The following is a 22475-nucleotide window of genomic DNA, read 5'->3' on the forward strand; positions in this document are numbered from 1 at the left end:
AAATTAGTACAGAAAATAAATTAAAAGCGGTCAAAAATAGTAAACTTCTGACCGCACTTCTAGTGTATTAAAAAACAATACCACATAACATAGCAAGCACATTGGCTTAGAGATAAATCCTACTATAAATAGGGGTCGCTGTAAATACTGGTTTATAGCGATATGGAGTGTTAAAGATATGTTGAAACCCCTTATTTCTTATAATAAATTTTTGTTTTTTTCAAAAATGTGATCTACTACACATTTTTTATACAATATAGGTGTTAATATACCCACAGATAATAAATCCAACCTGAGAAATTAAGGAGCATGTTATGTATAAACATATTTTAGTTGCTGTTGACCTTTCTGATGAAAGCCCAAGATTGTTGAAAAAAGCAGTGTCCATTGCTGAACGGCATAATGCTAAACTGTCAATTATCCATGTTGATGTTAATTTCTCTGATCTTTATACTGGCTTAATTGATGTTAATATGTCATCTATGCAAGATCGCATTTCAAGTGAGACTCAACAAGCCTTATTACAATTAGCTGATCAGGCAGGTTATCCAATCAGTGAAAAACTTAGTGGTAGTGGCGATCTAGGTCAAGTGCTTGCTGATGCGATTGAACAATATGGCGTTGATTTATTGGTAACGGGTCATCACCAAGATTTCTGGAGTAAATTGATGTCTTCTACTCGCCAATTAATGAATGTCGTGACTATTGATATGTTAGTAGTACCATTAAAAGAAGAATAATTAAGCATAAATAGTTGAAAAGCACCGTATTTTGTTAAAAACTGCGGTGCTTTTTCTTATAATATTTTTTTATATGAAAGATCATATTGTTATTATGATACACTGAAAATCTTCTTTATAATCGCAACAATTTATTTACAAAGTTATTAAGGATCATTCATGAAATTATTTACCCAAGCTATTTTAGCTGGTCTTACCTTAGGTTTTGCTATTCAAGCAGCACAAGCCTCCGATTTAGCCGATCAAATTGCCAAAACTAAAGTGATTCGTGTAGGAACAGAGGGAACTTACGCCCCTTTTACTTATCACGAAAATAATAAATTAACAGGCTATGATATTGATGTGGTGAATGAAGTCGCTAAACGTTTAGATCTCACTGTCGAATTTAAAGAAACTGCGTGGGATGGCATGTTTGCAGGGCTTAACGCCAAGCGTTTTGATGTGATTGCCAACCAAGTGAGTCCAAACCCTGAACGTGCTAAAAAATATACGTTCTCGGATTCTTATAATTATTCAAGAGCGGTGATTGTCACCAAAGCCGATAACGATAAAATCAAGTCTTTTGCCGATTTAAAAGGGCTGAAATCTGCACAATCAGCAACCAGTAACTATACGGCTTTAGCGAAACAAAATGGGGCGGTATTAGTGACTGTGGACAGTCTTGCTCAAAACCTTGAATTAGTTAAGCAAGGTCGTGTGGACACCACGGTAAATGAACAAATTGCGGTATTGGATTATTTCAAAAAACACTCTGATGTAGGGTTAAAAATTGCCGTGAAAAGTGATGAAAAAACAGGTTCTGCGTTCACTTTTCTAAAAGGTAACGAAGATGTGGCAGCACAATTTAGCAAAGCTCTTGCCGAAATGCGTGCTGATGGTACATTAAAAGCCCTTTCAGTGAAATGGTTCGGCGATGACATTACTGAATAATTTATTGGCACAATTACCGTTTATGACGGAAGAACGAGCTGACTTAGCAATCAGCTCGTTTTTGCCTATGTTAGAAGCGACCATTATCAATACCATTCCACTGGCAGTATTTTCTTTTGTCGGTGGGGTAATGATTGCTATGCTGGTGGCGCTTGTTCGTACTACCCAATCTCATTCCTTTTTACACCGATTTTTCACCGCACTTTGTCGGGTTTATGTGTCGATTATTCGTGGTACACCACTGTTAGTGCAGATTTTCATTATTTTCTATGGTTTACCCAGTGTGGGCGTAACCTTAGATCCTTTTCCAACTGCAATTATTGCTTTCTCATTGAATATCGGTGCTTATGCGGCAGAGATTATTCGGGCATCTATTCTTGCTATTCCAAAAGGGCAATGGGAAGCGTCTTATGCGATTGGAATGAATTATCGTCAGGCGTTTGTACGTAATATTATGCCACAAGCCATGCGAATTTCGGTGCCACCTTTATCAAATACCTTTATTAGCACGGTGAAAGATACCTCTTTAGCTTCTTTGGTGTTAGTCACAGATTTATTCCGAGTTGCTCAGAATATCACCGCAATGAGCTATGAATTTATTTTGATTTATAGTGAAGCCGCTTTGATTTATTGGGTTGTCTGTTTTGCATTGTCCTTATTACAAGGGCGTTTAGAAACCCGTTTATCACGACATATTTAGGATCAAGATAATGTTAGAAATTAAAAATATTCATAAACATTTTAAAGGCAATGAAGTCCTAAAAGGCATTGATCTGACTATTCAAAAAGGTGAAGTGGTTGCTATTCTTGGTCCATCAGGTTCTGGCAAAACAACATTTTTACGCTGTTTAAATCTGCTGGAGCAACCCGATCAAGGTACATTACGCTTTACAGACGGCAGTCTGGAATTGGATTTTTCCCATAAAATCAGCAAAAAACAAGAATTACAATTACGCCGTCGGTCGTCCATGGTGTTTCAGCAATATAATTTGTTTCCACATCGTACTGCGTTGGAAAATGTGATGGAAGGACCACTGATTGTACAAAAGAAAAATGCCGAACAAACTAAACAACAAGCCATGGCATTGTTAGCCAAAGTAGGTTTACAAGATAAAGCTCAACTGTTTCCATCGCAACTGTCAGGCGGTCAACAACAACGTGTGGGGATTGCACGTGCCTTAGCGGTGCAACCCGATTTAATTTTGTTAGATGAACCTACCTCAGCGTTAGATCCCGAATGGGTGGGTGAAGTGTTGCAAGTATTAAAGCTGTTGGCGGCAGAGGGTTGGACGATGATTATTGTGACGCATGAAATGCAATTTGCTAGAGATGTAGCGGATCGGGTCGTTTTTATGGCAGATGGGGTAGTCGTGGAAACTAACAATGCTAAAGATTTTTTCGAACGACCACAACAGGAACGAACCAAACAGTTTTTGATGCAAACAAAAGCAGTGGTATTAGAAGATTATTCAATTTAAGCAAAATTGCGGTGATTTTCACCGCAGTTTTTTATTCTGCTGAATGTAATTCAAACCAACTTTCTAAAATTAAACAAGCCGAAATACCATCTACTTTACCTTTATCTAAAGCTCTAAAACCGCCACGTTGAAAAATTTCTGCTCTCGCGTCCACGGTAGTAAGGCGTTCATCTTGTAATTCCACAGGTAAACCAAAACGCCCGTGTAAACGGTTGGCAAATTTTTTGGCTCGTAAGGTGAGAGCCTGTTCGGTGCCATCCATATTGAGTGGTAAACCGACCACAAGGCGATCGGGTTGCCATTCTTTGAGTAATTTTTCAATAGCATCCCAATTTGGAATACCATCTTGTGCTTTAAAGGCGGTCAAGGCTTGTGCGGTGCCAGTAATAGATTGTCCCACTGCACAACCGATACTTTTGGTGCCAAAATCAAAGGCGAGAACAGTGATCCCCATTAACAATATCCTGCCTTACCACTTAAATTATGGCTATCAATCCCCAATAATTTTAGCGATTCTGTCCAACGATCTTGATAAGCTACATCAAAAATAATCCGCTCATCTGCTGGCATAACTAACCACATATTTTGAGCGATTTCTTGCTCTAACTGACCATTCACCCAGCTAGCACAACCTAAGCCAACCAAATATTTTTCAGGGGCATTTGGTGTACCGAAAGTATCAATTACATCGGCAGAGGTAGTAAGCTGTAAACGGTCACTAATTTTATAACTATGTAGAAAAGATTGTGCTGTTGGGGTGTGTAAAATAAAACCACGCTCAATACTAACAGGTCCACCAGCCACCACATAATCCAGTGGATAAACTTTGTCATCAGACATCATAAAACGCAATTTTGCCACCATTTCGGTAAGGCTTAAATCTGTTGGTTGATTTAAGACTAATCCCATGGCACCTTTGTCATTATGTTCACACATAAAAATCACCGCACGATGAAAATAATCATCGTCCATGGTCGGCATTGCGATTAATAAGTGATTTTGCAAATTCATGGTAATTTATGTTCTCGTTTGATTTTAATTAATAGGGCATTGCAACATTGCTCAAGTAATTGATAGGTTTCATCAAAACGTCCAGTGTACCAAGGATCAGGAATATGATCATAAGCTAAATCAGGACAAAGGCTGGCGATAGCAAAAATATTTTGTTGTTTGCCAAATAAGCGGTGTAAATCGTATAAATTATGGTTATCCATGGCGATGATATAATCAAAATTCTCTCGATCTTTTAACCGCACTTTGCGGCTGACAAAATCATGACTTTTAATCTTTAAGCGATCTAATACATCGGCGGTTCCACAGTGCATATCATCACCATCATTTTCGCCTGATGTACCAGCACTATCCGTTTCAATAAAATCGGATAAACCTGCTTTTTGAATTTTATCTCGCATTAAATATTCAGCCATAGGGGAACGGCAAATATTGCCAAGACATACAAAGAGAATTTTGATTTTTTGCATATTTTCTTATGTTTTTGTTAATTAAGTTATAGGGTTAATTTGGGGATTGCTCGCAAATTTTCAATGTGGCTTTAATTAATTCCAACGCAATCGTCCCTTGTGGTGGTAATTCAGGCATGGGTTCATTATATTTGAACCATCTGGCATCCACAATTTCGGCTTCTTGCAACTGAATTTCGCCACTGTCGTAATCGGCTAAGAATCCGACCATTTGGGAATTGGGAAACGCCCAAGGTTGGCTACCAAAATAACGGATATTTTTCACTTTAATCCCTGTTTCTTCAAACACTTCACGCTCTACGGTTTGCTCAAAGGTTTCGCCTACTTCCACAAAACCTGCCAGCGTGGTATATAATCCAGCACTCCCATCGCTACGGATATGGCGTTGATGGCATGCCAGTAAAATCTCATCATGACGGCGAACGGCAACAATAATAGACGGACAAATCACGGGATAGGCTCGATAATGACAAGCAGCATTTTGGCACTGCACCGCCCATTCATCGCAAGTTACTACGGTTTTTTCACCGCACTTTCCGCAAAATTGATGGGTTTTAAAGAAATGATTGAGTTCAATGCCACGATTGAGCAAATAAAATTGTGTTTTAGGTAAACCTAATAAAGCACGTAAAGTTGTCCATTCTCGTTGTTCATTTGCCGTGTTTTTATTGGTTGTTTCTTCTTGCACCAAATACAGTGGTGCATTATGCCATTCGCCGATTTGGGTGGCTTGCTTACCGATTAAGCCTAATTGTTTCGCACTGCCAAAAGGCAATTCATGGTTGGGGAAATAAATTTGTTGGGCTTGGTGAATTAACCAGTAGCCCGTTTCATTGCTGATCGTTTTCATTAGTGTGCTTCGTCCCAGTTATTGCCTACACCCACATCCACGATTAATGGCACGCTTAATTGAGCCGCATTTTCCATTTCAGTTTTAATCAGTTGGCTAAATGCTTCGATTTTTTCCGACCGCACTTCAAATACCAATTCATCGTGTACTTGCATAATCATCATAATATCTGGATTGTGTTGAATTTTGTTATCTAAGGCAATCATGGCTTTTTTAATAATATCCGCCGCCGTCCCTTGCATTGGTGCATTAATTGCCACACGCTCCGCCCCTTTTCTTCGCATGGTGTTGCTGGAATGAATGTCAGGCAAATATAAACGGCGACCGAATAGGGTTTCCACATAGCCTTGAGCTTTTGCCTTGGCTTGAATATCCGTCATAAAGGTTTGTACATTTGGGTAGCGTTGGAAATATAAATCGATATATTTTTGTGCTTCACCCCGAGCAATACCAAGCTGACGAGCAAGACCAAAGGCTGACATGCCATAAATCAAACCAAAGTTAATCGCTTTGGCACTACGCCGTTGTTCACTGCTGACATCGTCTAGTGGCAAGCCAAAAATTTCCGCTGCGGTGGCACGGTGAATATCCTTGCCTTGTTGGAAAGCATTAGTTAAACCGTGATCGCCCGATAAATGTGCCATAATGCGTAATTCAATTTGTGAATAATCCGCTGCCACGATTTTAAAGCCCTCTCTGGCAATAAAGGCTTGGCGAATTTTACGCCCTTCTTCATTGCGGATAGGAATATTCTGTAAATTGGGATCGCTGGATGAAAGCCGTCCTGTGCTAGTCACTGCCTGATGATAAGAGGTATGCACTCGTCCTGTTTTGGGGTTAATCATCAAAGGTAATTTATCGGTGTAAGTGGATTTTAACTTGGCTAAACCACGATGTTCAATCAGCAATTTTGGCACAATATGCCCTTGTTGAGCTAACGCTTCCAACGCCTCTTCATTGGTGGATGGCGAACCTTTCGGGGTTTTGGCAATGACTGGCAAAGCGAGCTTTTCAAACAGAATTTCTTGTAATTGCTTGGTGGATGCCAAATTAAAGGTTTCGCCTGCTTCTTGATGCACCTGCTGTTCTAGCTCATTCAATCGCAAGGTAATTTCCGCAGATTGTGTTGCCAACGCTTGCTTATCAATTAACACACCGTGCCGTTCAATGCGAGAAAGCACCGTGACTAACGGCAATTCAATTTGTTCAAATAACGTAATCAGCTCAGGTGTCGCCTGTAATTCTTGCCATAAGGTTTGATGCAACTTCATGGTCACATCGGCATCTTCTGCCGCATATTCGGCGGCTTTATCTAACTCAATCTGATCAAAGGTGAGTTGGTTTTTGCCTTTGCCCGCTAAGGTTTCAAACGCAATGGTTTGATGCCCGAGATAACGTTCGGCTAAATCGTCCATATTATGTCGCCCTGTACTGTTTAACACATAGCTTTCTAACATGGTATCAAATTGCACCCCTTGCACGGCAATGCCATGGTTAGCAAAAATCGTTAAATCATATTTAATATTTTGTCCGATTTTTTTGATGTTAGCGTTCTCTAACAAGGGTTTTAATTGGTTTAAACAATATTGTTTATCTAATTGATTTTCAATTAATTTCCATTGCATTTCAGGGCTTTGGGCATCGGCGAATAAATCACCTTGTCCATTCTCATGATGCACAGCCACTTGCTGACAATGCCCTAAGGGAATATAACAGGCTTTGCCATTTTCTAATCCAAAGGAAATACCAACTAATTCCGCTTGCATGGCATCAAGGGCGTTAGTTTCGGTATCCACCGCCACTAATTTGGCTTGCTCAATTTGTTTAATCCACTGATTTAACTGTGTTTCTGTGGTGATCGTTTCATATAAAGTGCGGTCAATTTTTACCGAATTTTTCACCGCACTTTGCTCAATTTTTTCTTCTTTGGCAATATTAGCTGTCGCCTGATAAGGATTAATCTTTACCGTTTGCTCTGTTGGATTAGTCACGGAACTTTTACCGTTCAATACTTCATTTAACCAACGTTTAAATTCATATCGCCCAAAATATTCAGCAAGTTGATCGTTATTCGCTGTACCGATTTGGAGTTGATTATGGCTCACTTCTAACGGGACATCGGTTTTAATGGTGGCTAACACATAGGACAAATCCGCATCTGCCTTGGCAGATAGCAATTTTTCGCCTAATTTTTTCGCCCCACGAATCGGCAAATCGGCAACTTTATCGAGATTAGCATAAATTTCCGTCATTGACCCAATCCCTTGTAACAAGCCCAATGCGGTTTTTTCACCCACGCCAGCGACACCTGGAATATTATCCGAGCTATCGCCCATTAACGCCAAATAATCAATCATTAATTCAGGTGGAATGCCATATTTTTCTATCACACCAGCACGATCTAACAGACTATTATTCATGGTATTAATCAGCATAATATGCTGATTAACCAGCTGTGCCATATCCTTATCGCCAGTAGAAATTAACACATTTTTCCTCACACTTGCCGCCTGCATGGCAAGCGTACCGATCACATCATCAGCTTCCACGCCTTCAATGGATAATAACGGAATGCCTAATGCCCGAATCATCTGATGTAACGGTTCAATCTGCGACCGCAATTCATCAGGCATCGGTGGGCGATGGGATTTATATTGCTCAAACAGTTCATCACGAAAAGTCTTACCCTTAGCATCAAACACCACCGCAATATGGCTTGGTTGCACTTGCGAAATTAGGCTTTTGATCATATTCAACACGCCATACATCGCCCCAGTCGGCTCACCTTGCGAATTAGTTAAAGGAGGAAAGGCATGAAAGGCACGATATAAATAAGACGAACCGTCCACAAGGACGAGAGGGTTTGGGGCAATTTGGGTCATAATAGTTCTCAATAATTCAATATGACCCTATTATAGCCTAATTCAAGGGGAAAGTGCGGTGAAAAAATTAAAGGTTTTTCCCACCGCACTTTATCGGACTAGATTTAAAGTTTAGGCTTGCTCACCATAATCTCAATCACCTGACGGTCAGTATATTGCATACTGCGTGATGCAATGTTACACAGATTATCAATGGAACGGTCAATGGAATGTTCAACAATGCCTTCGTTGCCTGTCACTTGGGTATTATCCAACGCCATTAAGACAGATTTATAACCCGAGCTTACACTGGTGGACACTTTCATAGCACAGCTATTTGCTGCACCATCACAGATAATCCCACTAATATCACCAATCATACTGCTGATTGCCATGCTAATGGTTTCAAATTTCCCCGTCAGCAACCAAGCGACACCCGCACAACTGCCCATGGCAGCGGTGGTCGCTGCACATAAGGCAGAAAGTTTTGGTAATTTACTATGAATATAAATCGCCATTAAGTGTGATAGAAACAAAGCACGAATAAGCTGTTCGTGGTTAGCCTTTAAATGACGAGCCACCACAACCACTGGCATGGTAGCGGTAATTCCTTGATTGCCTGATCCTGAATTACTCATAGCGGGAAGATTTGCTCCCCCCATACGAGCATCGGATGCCGCGGTGGTTTCAATAATGATACGATTCATTAAATCATCACTGAGTAACCCCTTACCGATTTGAGTTTGCAAGGTGCGTCCGATATGCAAACCGTATTCATGGCGTAACCCCTCTTGTGACAAAGCTGAATTGAGTTTTTCTGCCTCATCAATAAATTCAATTTTTTCTAAGGCGACATTCATTGAAAAATCAAAAATATCTTGTGCAGAAATGGTGATAAAAATATCATTCAGATTATCCGTTTCTGCCGCACAAGGTTGGGAAAAAATGACTTTATCGTTCTTGGCAATATAAATAATGTTGGTATGATGGGCGGCAATGCGTACACAAACTCGATCATCGCCATAAGATAAACAGGCTTCCGAATAAAGAATATGTTCTGTTTCAAGAATTGAAACCGCCACCCGATTTTCTGTCAACATGGCTTTGGCTTGTGTTACTTGCTCTGGGGTAATATCTTTTAATACCTCTAAGCCTGCATCAGGATTGCCACCGATTGCCCCAATGGCGGCTGCCATAGGCAAGCCAAGTGTACCAGTTCCGGGTACGGTGACGCCCATGCCGTTTTTCATTAAATTGGCGGATACTTTGGCATTAATGCGTTCAGGTAAATGCCCTAAATGGTAACGAGCTACGGCGGAGGCGAGAGCTAAGGAAATCGGTTCAGTACAACCTAGAGCGGGGACAACTTCATTTCTTACCGTGTTCAAAATTAGGTTTTCGACTATCTTGTCATCAATTTTCATTTATATTCCTTTAAAAATAAAATTTAGCTATCTATATATGATTAAAATTCAGCAGTACGGCTGAACGTCATTTTTTCCTTGGTTATTGGGTGATGAATGGTTAAACTTTCCGCATGCAAGCATAATCTCGGCGACATGGCTTTGGCTTGTGGTGGCGAATAAAATTTATCGCCTAGAATCGGATGCCCTAACGCCAGCATGTGTAAACGTAATTGATGGGAACGCCCCGTAATCGGGGTAAGTTTTACTCTTGTGCTGTTATTCGGCAAACGTTCTAACACCTCAAATTCCGTCACGGCACGTTTGCCATAGACAAAATCTATCCGTTGACGTGGGCGGTTTTCCCAGTCACAAATTAACGGCAAATTCACGATGCCACGTTCGGCTTTAATGTGTCCCCACACTAAGGCTTGATAATGCTTTTCCGTTTCTCGTTCACGAAATTGACGTTTGAGTTCGCTGTCGGCAGCTTTGCTCATAGCAAACAGTAAAATCCCGCTGGTTGCCATATCAAGGCGGTGTGCAGGCTCACAAAAGCCGTATTTATCTTTAATGCGGCTCATGGCACTGTCACGATATTGCGGTTGATTGCCCGGCACAGAAAGCAAACCACTGGGTTTATTGACCACCATAATATGATTATCATGGTAAACAATATCAAGCCAAGGTTCAGTCGGGGGATTGTAGTCAATTAACGCCATAATGTTTCAGTGTTTAGGTAAAAGTGTGGTGCATTTTAGCATGATTTTAGTTTTGATTTTAGTAAATCGTTATATTAGTATAATGATACTTATTTATAGTGTGTGATGGATATGGTTGAAATTCATAAACTTTGTTTCTCTTTTGAAGATCAAATGATTTTCCGTGATTTTAATTTTAGTTTAGCTTCTCGCCAATGGACAGCATTGCTAGGTGCATCAGGAATTGGTAAATCTACGCTTTTACGCTTGATTGCAGGATTAGAAAAAGATTATCAAGGTAAAATTATGCTGGCAGAAAACACAAGGTTAGCTTGGCTTGCACAGCAAGACAGTCTTTTCCCTTGGCTTTCGGTGTTGGATAATGTGCAATTACAGGCACATTTACAAGGTAAAACCAACCCCAAAACCCAACGAAAAGCCGAAGATTTATTGCAAGCAGTGAATATGTTGGCTCACAAACATAAACCCTGTTATCAACTTTCAGGCGGGCAGAGGCAACGTGTGGCATTGGCTCGCACACTGATGTTAGAAGCAGACTTAATTTTAATGGACGAGCCTTTTTCTGCACTAGATGCAGTGACAAGATTGCAGTTACAACAGCTTGCTAGGCAGTTACTGAAAGATAAAACCGTACTGTTAATTACCCATGACCCACAAGAAGCATTGCGTTTGGCAGATCGTATTTTGGTATTGAAAAATCATCCTGCACAATTATCTGATCCTATTATTCCCAAAAGTACCGCACCAAGGTTTTCACAAGATCCGCAATTATGGCAACTGGAACAACGATTATTTCGTGAATTACTTGGAGATAATCCATGAAGTCCTTGTTAAAAATAGTGTTACTTGGTTTTTCTCTTTGTCTTATTTGGCAAAGTGCGGTGTATTTTTTAGCACTTCCGCATTATTTATTGCCAAGTCCAATGGACGTGGGGAATAAAGTGACGGAACGATCGGATTTGTTATGGTTACATGCTAAAGTCACTTGCCTTGAAATTCTACTTGGATTGCTGTTAGGGTTAATATTAGGGCTGATTTCCGCTTTATTACTGGCATTATCCAAATGGCTTCGTTCTTTGCTATTGCCGTTATTAGTGATTTCACAAGCCATTCCTGTCTTTGCTATTGCCCCCTTGTTGGTGGTGTGGTTTGGTTATGGAATGGCATCAAAAATTGCTATGACAATATTAATTATTTATTTTCCGGTTACTGCGGCTTGTTATGATGGTTTACGCAATACGCCAAAAGCTTGGTTGGAATTAGCACAAACGATGCAAATTTCTCCTTGGTCGATGTTATTTAAAGTGCGTTTACCCGCCGCGCTTCCATCTCTGGCATCAGGGTTACGCATTGCCGTCAGCATTGCACCTATTGGTGCAGTGGTGGGTGAGTGGGTCGGTTCATCACAAGGGTTAGGTTATTTAATGTTACACGCCAATGCACGTATGCAAGTCGATTTAATGTTTGCTGCGTTGTTGGTTTTATTAGTTGTTACGCTCTGCTTGTATTTTATAGTAGATAAATTGTTAAACCTTTGGCTACCTTGGGCTAGCCATTTACGTTAGGAGACATCTTATGAAAAAAATCTTCACATTTTTAACCGCGGTTTGGGCGATATTGGGAGTGGCATTCTCAGCACAAGCTACTGAAAAACTGACCTTGTTGCTGGATTGGTTTGTTAACCCTGATCACGCTAATATTATTATTGCACAGCAAAAAGGATTTTTTGCGCAACAGGGATTAGATGTAGAGATTATTGAACCGACTGATCCGTCCATGCCACCTAAATTAGTCGCCTCAGGGCAGGGTGATCTTGCGGTAAATTATCAGCCTCAGCTAGTTATGCAAGTAGAGCAAGGATTACCTTTGATGCGAGTTGGTACCATCATTGGCACACCGCTTAATTCATTAACAGTACTAGAAAGTAGCCAAATTAAAAGTTTAGCCGATTTAAAAGGTAAAAAAATCGGTTTTTCCGTCAGTGGTTTTGAAGATTCTTTATTGGAAAGAATGCTTAGTACAGTAGGACTTACTCGCAATGATGTGGAATTAGTCAATGTAAACTGGGCGTTATCGCAATCCTTGTTAAGTAAACAGGTCGATGCGGTGATCGGCGCATTTCGTAATTTTGAATTGCACGAATTAAACCTTGAAGGACATCAAGGCAGATTATTCTACCCTGAGCAATATGGCGTACCAAGTTATGAAGAACTGATTTTTGTGGCACAAGCGGGAAAACAAAATGATGTCAACATTAACAAATTTCTCACTGCCATTGAACAGGCAACAGCCTATATTAAACAAAATCCAGATCAAGCTTGGCAAGATTTTGTCAATTACAAGCCACAAGAGTTAAACAACGAACTCAATCGTCGTGCTTGGCAAGACACTATTCCATTACTTACTGATAACACTCGTCAGTTAAACCAAGAATTGTATCAACAAGTGGCACAGTTTATGCTAGACAGCAAATTAATTAAAGCGGTGCCTGTTTTAGAGAATTATGCGGTAGAGCCGGCACGTTAATTTTACGCGATACGGTGATCTGTCCCCTATGTTGGGAAAGTATCCAAGATTGAGAGACAGATCATCGTATTGGGTCTTTTATTGACTCACTATCACCCTCAAACTATCCAATCGCCAGCGAGCTTGTTGTAAATGTTGTAATGCTTGTTGGCGCATTGTTTCTAAGCTGTCAATTTCATCTTGGCGAATATTCGGGTTGACGGCTTTTAATGCGGTTAGGCGTTCTAGTTCTTCGCTTAATTGTTTATCTGCCAGCTGTTTGGCTTGCGTAATAATTTGTTTAGACTCAAGCATCATCAAGTTTTCTCCAGCCTTGAGCATTTGTTCTAAATTGGGGCGAACCATTTTCACCATTTTGTTTGCCATGGTTTTGTCCATCGGTTTAAGCTGTTTTTCAAGATGTTCGAATGTCACATTGGGAGCGAGATTATTGCCTTTGCTATCTAACAATAAGCGTACAGGTGTGGGTGGTAAAAAACGGTTTAGCTGCAAGCCTTTTGGAGCTTGGCTTTCCACTACGTAAATACATTCTAATAATAATGTCCCCGTTGGCAATTTTTTATTGCTTAACAAGCAAGTTGCCGTTTTGCCGATGTCGTTAGACAAGACGAAGTCAATGCCGTTGCGTAATATGGGGTGATCCCAACTGAGAAATTCGACATCTTCACGAGCTAAGGCAACATCTCGGCTAAATGTTACCGTGATACCGTCTTCTTTTAAACCGGGGAAATCAGGCACTAACATTGTGCCAGTGGGCGTAATGACAATGGATTGTTCGCCTAAGTCTTCTTGTTCTACGCCAATAATATCGAATAAATTTAAGGTGAAATTGACTAATTCAGGGCTGTTGTCTTGCTCGGCAATTTGATTTGCTAACTGTTGAGCCTGAATACCACCGTTGGAATTTAATTCCAGTAAGCGATCTCGTCCATTTTCGAGTTCGTCTTTTAGCTTGGCACGTTGTTTCGCTGTTTCTTTGATGAAATCGGCAAAACCATCAAGTGCGGTGGGATGTTGCAAAAAATGTTGTAATTTTTCACCGCACTTTTCAAATAACATTGCCCCCATTGGGCAGGTTTGTTCAAAGGCATTTAAGCCTTGATGATACCAATCGGCTAACAAGGCTTGTGGCGTTTGAGCAAAACAAGGGACATGAATTTGAATTGCTTTAGTTTGCCCGATTCGGTCTAAACGCCCGATACATTGTTCTAATAAATCAGGATTACTTGGCAAGTTAAACAGCACTAAATGTTGCGCAAATTGGAAATTTCGCCCTTCTGAACCGATACTTGAACTGAGTAATACTTGAGCACCTTGTTCTTGATCCGCAAAGTAAGCGGCGGCTCGATCTCGTTCAATAATCGACATATTTTGATGAAATACCGCACTACGAATCCCTTCTTTTTCTCGCAAGGCTTGCTCTAACTGAATTGCAGTTTGAGCCAGTTTGCAAATCACTAACACTTTCTCCGTGCGGTGATTTTTTAAGAACGTGACCAACCAATCAAAACGGGGATCAAATTCGCACCATTTGGCATTGTCATTCATTTTCTGAAACAGCTGTTCTGGATAAAATAAACCTTGCTCAACCTTTTCACCGAGAGAACGCATCACTTTCATGGTATTTTCATATTGCTTAGGTAATTCAAGGGTGATCTGATGATAAATCCGTTGCGGAAAGCCTTTTACGCCTGATCTGGTATTACGAAATAACAATCGACTGGTACCATGACGGTCAATCAGATGACGAATGAGTTCTTGTCGAACGCTGGCTTTTTCTGGTTCGTTATGGCTCTCTAATACCTTAAATTGTGGCTCAATATCTTGTTCGGATAACAGATCAGAAATGGCATTTTTTTGCACCGCACTTAACGATTTTTCTGTCAGTAAAGTTTGTACTGCCTTGGCAACAGGTTGATAATTTTGCTGTTCTTGTAAGAACGCATGGTAATCGTAAAAACGGTCATTATCTAATAAGCGTAAGCGGGCGAAATGCCCTTGTTGTCCGAGTTGTTCAGGCGTGGCAGTGAGGAGTAATACAGACGGAATTTGTTGAGCTAAGGTTTCTACTAACTGATATGCTGTACTTGGATTTTCAGGCGACCATTGTAAATGATGTGCTTCATCTACAATCAACATATCAAATTGGCTTGCAATTAACTGTTGCATTCGTTTTGGGTTTGCCACCAACCAATCAATGGAACAAATAATGCGGTTTTCCGCATCAAAAGGATTTCGCTCTTGTTCATCTTCGGTTGCGGAAAAATCGCCAGCACGTTCTTCATCAAATAACGAAAAATGCAAGTTAAAACGGCGTAGCATTTCCACTAGCCATTGATGTTGCAAAGTTTCTGGCAGCAGGATTAATACTCGATCGGCACGTTCGGTAAAAATTTGTTGTTGTAAAATCATGCCAGCTTCAATGGTTTTACCTAACCCAACTTCATCCGCTAACAATACTCGTGGTGCAATACGTTGCCCTACTTTTTTGGCAATATGCAGTTGGTGGGGAATTAAGCCTGCTCGAATACCACATAGCCCACGTAAGGGAGATTGAAATTGTGCCTGTTGATGTTGTAAAGCACGATAACGCAAGGCAAAGCGATCCGAGCGATCGATTTGTCCTGCGAATAATTTATCTTGTGGTTGACTAAAACTGATATGACTGGCGAGTTCCATTTCTTTGATCACCATTTCTTCGCCATTATCTAAACATTGGACTAAATACAGGGCAATGTCATTATTCATCATCGTATCCACGATTTTTGCCTGCCAGCCTTGTTGATGTGTGATGTGATCGTGCTTTTTGAAGATCACACGGGTTAAAGGGGCAGTGGCAATGGCATAAATTCGGGTTTCTTGTGCGGCTGGGAAAGAAATCGTGATACTGCGGTGATTAAGTTCGGTGATGATACCTAAACCGAGATCGTTCTCACTTTCGCTGATCCAACGTTGACCGATAGCAAATGACATAATAGGGGGACACTCTTGTTATGGTAAATTAAGGGAACGTATTTTATCAAATATTTGCCAAAGGTAACAAGTTATCCTATGTATAAAATATTTTCCTTAAAATGTATTTATATGGTTAATTTTTACTATTTTGTAATTTATCCTTGACTTCATTAAAGTGCGGTGCAAAAATTCATCTGTTTGTTATTAATATTGAGGAGCCTGTTATGAACTATGTTAATGCCATTAAAAAAGAATTCTTTGGTGGTTGGAATACGATTGAAGCTCTATGGATTGTGGTTTTTGTTGGGGCTCAAATTTGGGCGTATGTACAAGCACCAGAGTCACCATTGGGAATGATCTCAGGCATTGCGGGATTGCTATGTGTGATTTTCGTCAGTAAAGGAAAAATCAGTAACTACTTCTTCGGGCTTATTTTTGCTTATACTTATTTTTATGTAGCTTGGGGCAATAATTTTATCGGTGAAATGAATACCACGCTATATGTGTATATTCCAGCCCAATTTATTGGTTATTTTATGTGGAAAACCAACATGCAAAATGACCAACAGGGGAATGAGGAAGTGATTGCGAAAGCCTTAACCCCAACAGGTTGGCTGATTTTATTAGTGAGTATTGCAGTATGTTCATTCTTCTTTATTCAAGCGGTGAATGCGGCAGGGGGCAGTTCGGCATCGCTTGACGGTACCACCACGATTATTACCTTTGCTGCACAATTATTGATGATTTTACGTTATCGTGAACAATGGGCGTTGTGGATTGTGTTAAATATTCTCTCTATTGTTTTATGGGCAGAAACCCCCGCAATGTATATTATGTATAGCGGTTATTTGTTGAACTCCATTTATGGTTATTACAACTGGACGAAATTAGTTAAGAAAGAAGCCTAATTGGCTATTCTCGAAAATAATAGAAAAAAGCACCGCACTTTTATGGTTAATAATATCATCAAGTACGGTGCTTTTATTATATGGTTAGGCGAATTCTAATTATGCCCAATATTTTTCAATTTCAGCACGAATCGCTTCGGCAGTTTGTTTGCCTTTTTCACCCACTAATGCTCGACCAGCAATAAAGGCTTTGGCGTTTTTGATTTCTTTGAATAGGTGAATTTCTTCAGGTACGATACCGCCAGTAATAGAAAGTTCAAGACCTAAGGCAGAAAGTTGTTTCATTAATTCGACATCTTCTGGTGTCCAGCCTTTGCCTGCTAATTCTGCATCACGGGAACGGTGGTAAATGGCTTGTTTCACGCCTAATTCAACCCATTCTTTAGCATCTTTTTCTACTGTCCAGTTACCGTAGATTTCAATTTGGATTTCTTTTTTCACTTTTAATTCAGGGTGAGCTGCGTTGAAATCATCAGCGACTTTTTTACAAGCGGCTTTGGTGGCTGGGTGAGCAGCAGCGGACACGGTTAACCAGTCGGCACCAGCTTCAAATGCCATTTTAGCTAAGATCGCACCACCGTCAGTGGTTTTTAAATCACACACGATAATGTGATTTGGGTGTAAAGCACGTAAGGTACTCACTGCTTTCATACCTTCAGCACAAGCAAGGATGGTACCGCATTCGATGATTTCAACCACGCTTTCTGCTTGTTTTGCATCGGCAACGGCTTTTTCTAAGCTCAATGAGTCAAGGGCGATTTGTAATAATGGTTTAGACATAATTTTTTCCTCTGTATGTTTGTCAAGGCGTATCTCATACGCCCAAACAATAATGTTAAATGGTATTAGAATTTGGGTAATATCAGGGCGTATGTAATACACCCTTACACACTAAGTTAAAGCAAAAGGTGTTTAATTTAATGCTGCATCAATCACTGCGATCACTTCATCGCTGGTTTTGCAATTTAAGAGTTTTTTCAAATCAACACCAGTTTCACTGTTTGGATCTTCATCTTCTAATACTTGGGTGATTTCCATAATGCCTTGCATATGTTGATCGGAATCACTACCTGCAAGGGTAATCAGAACGCTAACAGGTTCATCTTCACCCTCAAACACTACTGGTTTAGTTAAGGTGACTAAAGCAAATGCAGTTTTAATTACTCCCTCTTCTGGGCGAGCATGTGGCATAGCTAATCCTGGGGAAAGAATGATGTAAGGTCCCATTTCTTTTACTTTAGCGATAATATTATCGTAGTAACGAGGTTCAATCGCACCTGAGGCAATTAATAAATCAGTACCGATTTTAATTGCTTCTTCCCAGTTATTCGCTGTTTGGTTTAACTTAATTGAGTTATTGGCAATGAGAGATTCTTTTAACATTGTAATTTCCTTCCTTTTAGTTGTGTATGAGGAAACCCCAGCCGAAACGGCTGGGGGGATAAGGTTACTTGTTGGTGTGTTTGTTGATTAATTCAACTAATTCATCACCAAAAGTATTCGGATTAAGCATATTTTGTACGCCTAATACAGATACACTGTCGCCACCGTTAATTTCACCAGCAAGGTGTTTAGATGAAACAATGATGTCGATACCTGAAAGTTTTCCTTTGTAATCAGTAACCGCACAAGAGTCCATGACATTTGGAATACCACGTTTGTCTAGGTATTGTTTAATTTTCATTTTCATCATCATTGATGAACCTTGACCAGAACCACAGACCGCTAAGATACGGATAGGTTTGGCGTCAGCATTGGCTTGTGTGCTAGTGGTTGCTACAGGTTCAGCAACAGTTTCTTCTTCTACACCGTAACCGTCCATTTGTTCAAGGGTTTTACCAGCAGCTGCCGCTGCAGCTTCATCAGCACGTAATTTGCGTGAAGCGAAGAACATATAGACTAAGCAAAGAGCTAAGATAACGAAGAAGAAGAATGGAATGCTGACGATACCTTGTAATACTGGTGGCCAGAATAATGCCCAGTCTGCCATACCCATCCAGCCGTTGAATTCGGTACCTTGTGATTTTAATAATTGAATTACCCAAGCAGAGCCTAGCACTTCAATCATACCCATCACTAAACAGATTTTGATAACCGCTTTCCAACCACCAAATTTGTTCGCAAATACACCCACAGTGGCGTTAGAGAAGAACATTGGGATAAAGCCTGGGATAATTAGTACTTCAACCCCGAAGTTATCACCGAAAGCAAGTAATAAGCCGACCGCAATAAATTGACCGATAGCACCCCACATGAAACCGAATACCATGGCATTTGGTGAGTAAGCATAAATTGCCGCACAGTCAATGGCTAATACAGAATTTGGAATCACACGTTCGGAGATACCTTTAAACGCTTCGGATAATTCCGCTACGAACATACGCACACCAACCACGATAATTTGAATGGCTACCGCAAATTTCATACCTGTTTCGATAATATACATAATCCAGTGGGTTTTACCTGCCATGGTTTGAAGATTATCTAAACCGAAAGAAAGTAAGATAATACCAAAGAACACGGTCATGACTAACGCTGTGGCAGAAATACTATCGTGGAAAATATGTAACCATTTTGGTAATTTCATATTATCTACGGTATCTTTTGGATCACCTAATTTTGGTGCTAATTGAACTGCTACCCAAGAGGCAATTTGTTGTTGGTGACCAATGGAGAAACCCGCACCGCCAGTAACAGCTTGGGTTGGTTTATACATAATGTTAGAGGAAATACCCCAATAGAGAGCCATTAACACCGCAGTATAAATCACGGTTTCCCACATAGAGGCACCAATAATCATGTAGAACACCGCAACTAAGCCAGCTTGTTGGAACATGATATGACCAGTTAACATAATGGTACGAATACCCGTGACACGTCTTAACACCACTAATAAGATATTCAATGCTAATGCAAGTAACACAGCATAACCGACCCAACCATAGTTTTCACCCATGGTTTGAATGGTAGATTGCATACTGGTGTAAGGGTCAATAACAGCACCCGTTAAGTGGTGGAATTCTGAAAGTTTGTCAATGATAGGTTTGAAACTGGAGGTTAAGAAGCCAGAACCTTGTTGTACCATTAAAAAACCAACAATGGTTTTGATTGTACCTTTAATAACAGTTGTCGTATCTTTCTTCAGTAAGATATAACCTAAACAAGCAACGATCCCGAGGAGGAATGGTGCTTTAGATAATACCTGATTATTAAAGCCTAAAAATAGATTATAGAGAGCGTCCATATATACTTCTCCGAAGTGGAATAAAATTATTTTTACATTTTGCTCAGTTTATTGAGCTGGTGAGTACCACTATTTTGTACAATAAAGCGTTAAAACAGTGCGAACGGATTAATCATAATCCTAAAATACAAGTTTAAAAAGATTATTTTTGATTATTTGTGAGCGAGATCACAAAATTTTTGAAAAAAGTTATCATTTTGCTGTTTTATTCACCATTTTTACTAAAAATGGGATTCTAGGGGATTTTTGTTTAAATTTTGTTAAATGCTTGGTCATTTTATCTTTAATTTATGCCTAATTTATAAAAAATCGCATAAAAAAGGTGAGCTAGATCACAAAAAAAAGAAAAAACATTTTACAAAATTTTGTGATTGTTTATGATTGAACATGATTATTTCATTACTCTTATAAGGAGCTTATTGTGAGCAAAATACAAGAAATTAGCCGTGAAAGTTGGATCCTTTCTACCTTCCCTGAATGGGGTACTTGGTTAAACGAAGAAATTGAACAGGAAGTTGTACCAGAAGGCAATTTTGCTATGTGGTGGTTAGGTTGCGTGGGTGTTTGGATTAAAACACCAGCAGGAGCCAATATCTGTATGGACTTATGGTGTAGCCGTGGTAAAAGCACTAAGAAAGTAAAAGATATGGTACGTGGTCACCAAATGGCAAATATGGCAGGTGTACGTAAATTACAACCTAACTTGCGTGCTCAACCAATGGTGCTTGATCCATTTGCAATTAATGAAGTTGACTTCATTTTAGCTTCTCACTATCACAGTGACCATATTGATGTAAACGTTGCTGCCGCGATCGTCAACAATCCAAAATTAGATCATGTTAAATTCGTTGGTCCTTGGCATTGTACTGAAATTTGGAAAAAATGGGGCGTACCAGAAGATCGTTTAATCACCGTTAAACCAGGCGATGTAGTGAAATTGAAAGACGTTGAAATTCACGCTTTAGATTCATTCGACCGTACTTGTTTAGTTACCTTACCAGTTGAAGGGGCTGAAAATCAAAATGGTGAATTAGCAGGTCTTTGCCCATCTGATGAAGAAATGGGTCGTAAAGCTGTGAACTATGTGTTCAAAACACCAGGTGGTAATATTTACCATGGTGCGGACTCACACTATTCAATTCAATTTGCTAAACATGGTAAACAATTTGATATTGATGTGGCATTAAATAACTATGGTGAAAACCCAGTAGGTATTGCAGATAAGATGACCTCTATCGACTTACTTCGTATGGCAGAATGTTTACGTACTAACGTCATTATTCCTGTTCACCATGATATTTGGACAAACTTTATGGCAAGTACGCAAGAAATCATTGATTTGTGGCGTATGCGTAAAGACCGCTTACAATACAAATTCCACCCATTCATTTGGGAAGTAGGTGGTAAATATGTTTATCCTCGTGATAAAGATTTAATCGAATATCACCACCCTCGTGGTTTTGATGATTGCTTCGAGCAAGAACCAAATATTCAATTTAAATCTATGCTTTAATATATAAAACACTTTCTGTCCACAGTATTGGTCTATTCTAAAATGTGGGCAGAAAGTGAATTTATTATAGGTTCTGTTTCAGGAAGAACGATGAACGAAAATTATAGACATAAACGATTGTTAGCTTTATTGCATAGACAAAAAATGCTTTCTACGCAAGATATTATAGAACAATTAAAAGTATCTCCTGCGACTGTTCGCCGTGATATTAATAAATTAAATGAATTAGGATTATTGAAAAAAGTACGTAATGGTGCGGAATATGTTAATAATTCAACCATCAATACAGAAATAAGAACGCTTGTTTATAGCGAAGAAAAAGAACGTATAGCTAAAGCGGCGGCAGATATGTGTAAAGATGATCAAAGCGTATTAATTACTTGTGGCTCGACCATGATGCTATTAGGGCAACAATTATGTGGACGTAAGATACAGATTTTGACTAACTATGTGTCATTAGCCAATTATTTAATTGAGCAAAAACATAAAGATTTAGGCATTATGGGGGGGCAATATAATGCCGAGAAAGATATTACGATTTCCTTTAGTCCAGATTATAACTATTATTATGCTGCCAACATTATGTTTACCAGTGGTCGAGGGTTTACTGAAGAGGGTTTATTTAAAACGGATATGATTATTGCCAATTCAGAGAAACAGATGGCAGCAAAATCCGATCGCTATGTAGTATTGTTAGATAGTTCTAAATTGGGTAATAAAGTCGGTATGTTATTCACTCGCATTGATGAGATTGATACTCTAATTACAGGTCAAGAGGCTGATCCTCAAATTATTCAAAAGTTAAGAGATAAAGGTTTAAAAATTATTCTGGCTTAACCGCCTTAGGCATGCTTATAGAAGGAA

General features: G+C 39.6%; 21 protein-coding genes. 10 read left to right on the plus strand and 11 right to left on the minus strand.

The annotated features are described in order from the left end of the window. Window positions 1-314: 314 nt before the first annotated feature. The 4 genes from uspA to O1Q81_RS02485 all read left to right on the plus strand — a co-directional run bounded on the left by uspA (window position 315) and on the right by O1Q81_RS02485 (window position 3148). Window positions 315-740, plus strand: coding sequence for a universal stress protein UspA (uspA, locus tag O1Q81_RS02470; protein ID WP_386689072.1), 426 nt, complete (start codon window positions 315-317; stop codon window positions 738-740). A gap of 159 nt (window positions 741-899) precedes the next feature. Then, window positions 900-1670 carry an amino acid ABC transporter substrate-binding protein gene (locus O1Q81_RS02475; RefSeq protein WP_386698061.1) on the plus strand — a complete coding sequence of 257 codons (771 nt, stop codon included), beginning with the start codon at window positions 900-902 and terminating at the stop codon, window positions 1668-1670. Then, window positions 1654-2370, plus strand: coding sequence for an amino acid ABC transporter permease (locus O1Q81_RS02480; RefSeq protein ID WP_386689075.1), 717 nt, complete (start codon window positions 1654-1656; stop codon window positions 2368-2370). The genes O1Q81_RS02475 and O1Q81_RS02480 overlap by 17 nt, the downstream gene beginning before the upstream one ends. 10 nt (window positions 2371-2380) lie before the next feature. Beyond that, window positions 2381-3148 carry an amino acid ABC transporter ATP-binding protein gene (locus O1Q81_RS02485; RefSeq protein ID WP_386695549.1) on the plus strand — a complete coding sequence of 256 codons (768 nt, stop codon included), beginning with the start codon at window positions 2381-2383 and terminating at the stop codon, window positions 3146-3148. A 31-nt stretch (window positions 3149-3179) separates the two neighbouring features. On the opposite strand, the gene ruvX is transcribed toward O1Q81_RS02485, so the two are convergent. The 7 genes from ruvX to rluA form a co-directional block, all read right to left on the minus strand. Further along, window positions 3180-3602: a Holliday junction resolvase RuvX gene (ruvX, locus tag O1Q81_RS02490; RefSeq protein WP_386695551.1), complete on the minus strand. Its 423-nt coding sequence runs from the start codon at window positions 3600-3602 to the stop codon at window positions 3180-3182. After that, window positions 3602-4159 (minus strand): YqgE/AlgH family protein, encoded by a 558-nt coding sequence (locus O1Q81_RS02495; protein WP_386698063.1) that lies wholly within the window; start codon window positions 4157-4159, stop codon window positions 3602-3604. Before O1Q81_RS02495 ends, ruvX begins: the two co-directional genes overlap by 1 nt. Further along, window positions 4156-4629, minus strand: coding sequence for a low molecular weight protein-tyrosine-phosphatase (locus O1Q81_RS02500; RefSeq protein ID WP_132299928.1), 474 nt, complete (start codon window positions 4627-4629; stop codon window positions 4156-4158). The genes O1Q81_RS02495 and O1Q81_RS02500 overlap by 4 nt, the downstream gene beginning before the upstream one ends. 34 nt (window positions 4630-4663) lie before the next feature. After that, a complete protein-coding gene (gene nudC / locus O1Q81_RS02505; protein WP_386698065.1) occupies window positions 4664-5479 on the minus strand; it encodes an NAD(+) diphosphatase in 816 nt (271 codons plus the stop codon). Beyond that, window positions 5479-8361 carry a DNA polymerase I gene (gene polA, locus O1Q81_RS02510; RefSeq protein WP_386698067.1) on the minus strand — a complete coding sequence of 961 codons (2883 nt, stop codon included), beginning with the start codon at window positions 8359-8361 and terminating at the stop codon, window positions 5479-5481. The genes nudC and polA overlap by 1 nt, the downstream gene beginning before the upstream one ends. Window positions 8362-8465: 104 nt before the next feature. Beyond that, complete coding sequence (locus O1Q81_RS02515; RefSeq protein WP_386698069.1) at window positions 8466-9764, minus strand: serine dehydratase subunit alpha family protein; 1299 nt, start codon at window positions 9762-9764, stop codon at window positions 8466-8468. 41 nt (window positions 9765-9805) lie between these two features. Beyond that, the gene (gene rluA, locus O1Q81_RS02520; protein WP_386689089.1) at window positions 9806-10465 is read right to left on the minus strand and encodes a bifunctional tRNA pseudouridine(32) synthase/23S rRNA pseudouridine(746) synthase RluA; all 660 of its coding nucleotides are present in this window, start codon (window positions 10463-10465) and stop codon (window positions 9806-9808) included. 111 nt (window positions 10466-10576) lie between these two features. Between rluA and O1Q81_RS02525 the strand changes: the two genes are divergently transcribed. The 3 genes from O1Q81_RS02525 to O1Q81_RS02535 are packed head-to-tail and all read left to right on the plus strand — an operon-like array spanning window position 10577 to window position 12991. Continuing rightward, window positions 10577-11287, plus strand: coding sequence for an ABC transporter ATP-binding protein (locus O1Q81_RS02525; protein ID WP_386689091.1), 711 nt, complete (start codon window positions 10577-10579; stop codon window positions 11285-11287). After that, window positions 11284-12030, plus strand: coding sequence for an ABC transporter permease (locus O1Q81_RS02530; protein ID WP_132299938.1), 747 nt, complete (start codon window positions 11284-11286; stop codon window positions 12028-12030). Before O1Q81_RS02525 ends, O1Q81_RS02530 begins: the two co-directional genes overlap by 4 nt. Before the next feature lie 10 nt (window positions 12031-12040). Next, a complete protein-coding gene (locus O1Q81_RS02535; RefSeq protein ID WP_386689093.1) occupies window positions 12041-12991 on the plus strand; it encodes an ABC transporter substrate-binding protein in 951 nt (316 codons plus the stop codon). A gap of 78 nt (window positions 12992-13069) precedes the next feature. On the opposite strand, the gene rapA is transcribed toward O1Q81_RS02535, so the two are convergent. Next, window positions 13070-15964 (minus strand): RNA polymerase-associated protein RapA, encoded by a 2895-nt coding sequence (rapA, locus tag O1Q81_RS02540; protein ID WP_386698071.1) that lies wholly within the window; start codon window positions 15962-15964, stop codon window positions 13070-13072. Window positions 15965-16170: 206 nt separating this feature from the next. On the opposite strand from rapA, the gene pnuC reads away from it, so the two are divergent. After that, window positions 16171-16854, plus strand: coding sequence for a nicotinamide riboside transporter PnuC (pnuC, locus tag O1Q81_RS02545; RefSeq protein WP_386698072.1), 684 nt, complete (start codon window positions 16171-16173; stop codon window positions 16852-16854). Between the two features lie 99 nt (window positions 16855-16953). Here the strand turns inward: pnuC and O1Q81_RS02550 are convergent, their stop codons facing one another. The 3 genes from O1Q81_RS02550 to O1Q81_RS02560 all read right to left on the minus strand — a co-directional run bounded on the left by O1Q81_RS02550 (window position 16954) and on the right by O1Q81_RS02560 (window position 20098). Then, a complete protein-coding gene (locus tag O1Q81_RS02550; RefSeq protein WP_386689099.1) occupies window positions 16954-17634 on the minus strand; it encodes a 3-keto-L-gulonate-6-phosphate decarboxylase UlaD in 681 nt (226 codons plus the stop codon). A 132-nt stretch (window positions 17635-17766) separates the two neighbouring features. Continuing rightward, entirely contained in the window at window positions 17767-18237 is a 471-nt protein-coding gene (locus tag O1Q81_RS02555) for a PTS sugar transporter subunit IIA (protein ID WP_386689101.1), read from the minus strand. A 64-nt stretch (window positions 18238-18301) separates the two neighbouring features. Next, window positions 18302-20098, minus strand: coding sequence for a PTS ascorbate-specific subunit IIBC (locus tag O1Q81_RS02560; protein WP_386698074.1), 1797 nt, complete (start codon window positions 20096-20098; stop codon window positions 18302-18304). A 421-nt stretch (window positions 20099-20519) separates the two neighbouring features. On the opposite strand from O1Q81_RS02560, the gene ulaG reads away from it, so the two are divergent. Together ulaG and ulaR are read left to right on the plus strand one after the other, a co-directional pair. Continuing rightward, a complete protein-coding gene (gene ulaG, locus O1Q81_RS02565; protein WP_386689105.1) occupies window positions 20520-21611 on the plus strand; it encodes an L-ascorbate 6-phosphate lactonase in 1092 nt (363 codons plus the stop codon). Window positions 21612-21701: 90 nt separating this feature from the next. Beyond that, window positions 21702-22448 (plus strand): HTH-type transcriptional regulator UlaR, encoded by a 747-nt coding sequence (gene ulaR, locus O1Q81_RS02570; protein WP_386698076.1) that lies wholly within the window; start codon window positions 21702-21704, stop codon window positions 22446-22448. Window positions 22449-22475: the final 27 nt, after the last annotated feature.

Origin of the sequence: Lonepinella sp. MS14436 (assembly GCF_042470565.1) — a bacterium.
GTDB lineage: Bacteria > Pseudomonadota > Gammaproteobacteria > Enterobacterales > Pasteurellaceae > Lonepinella.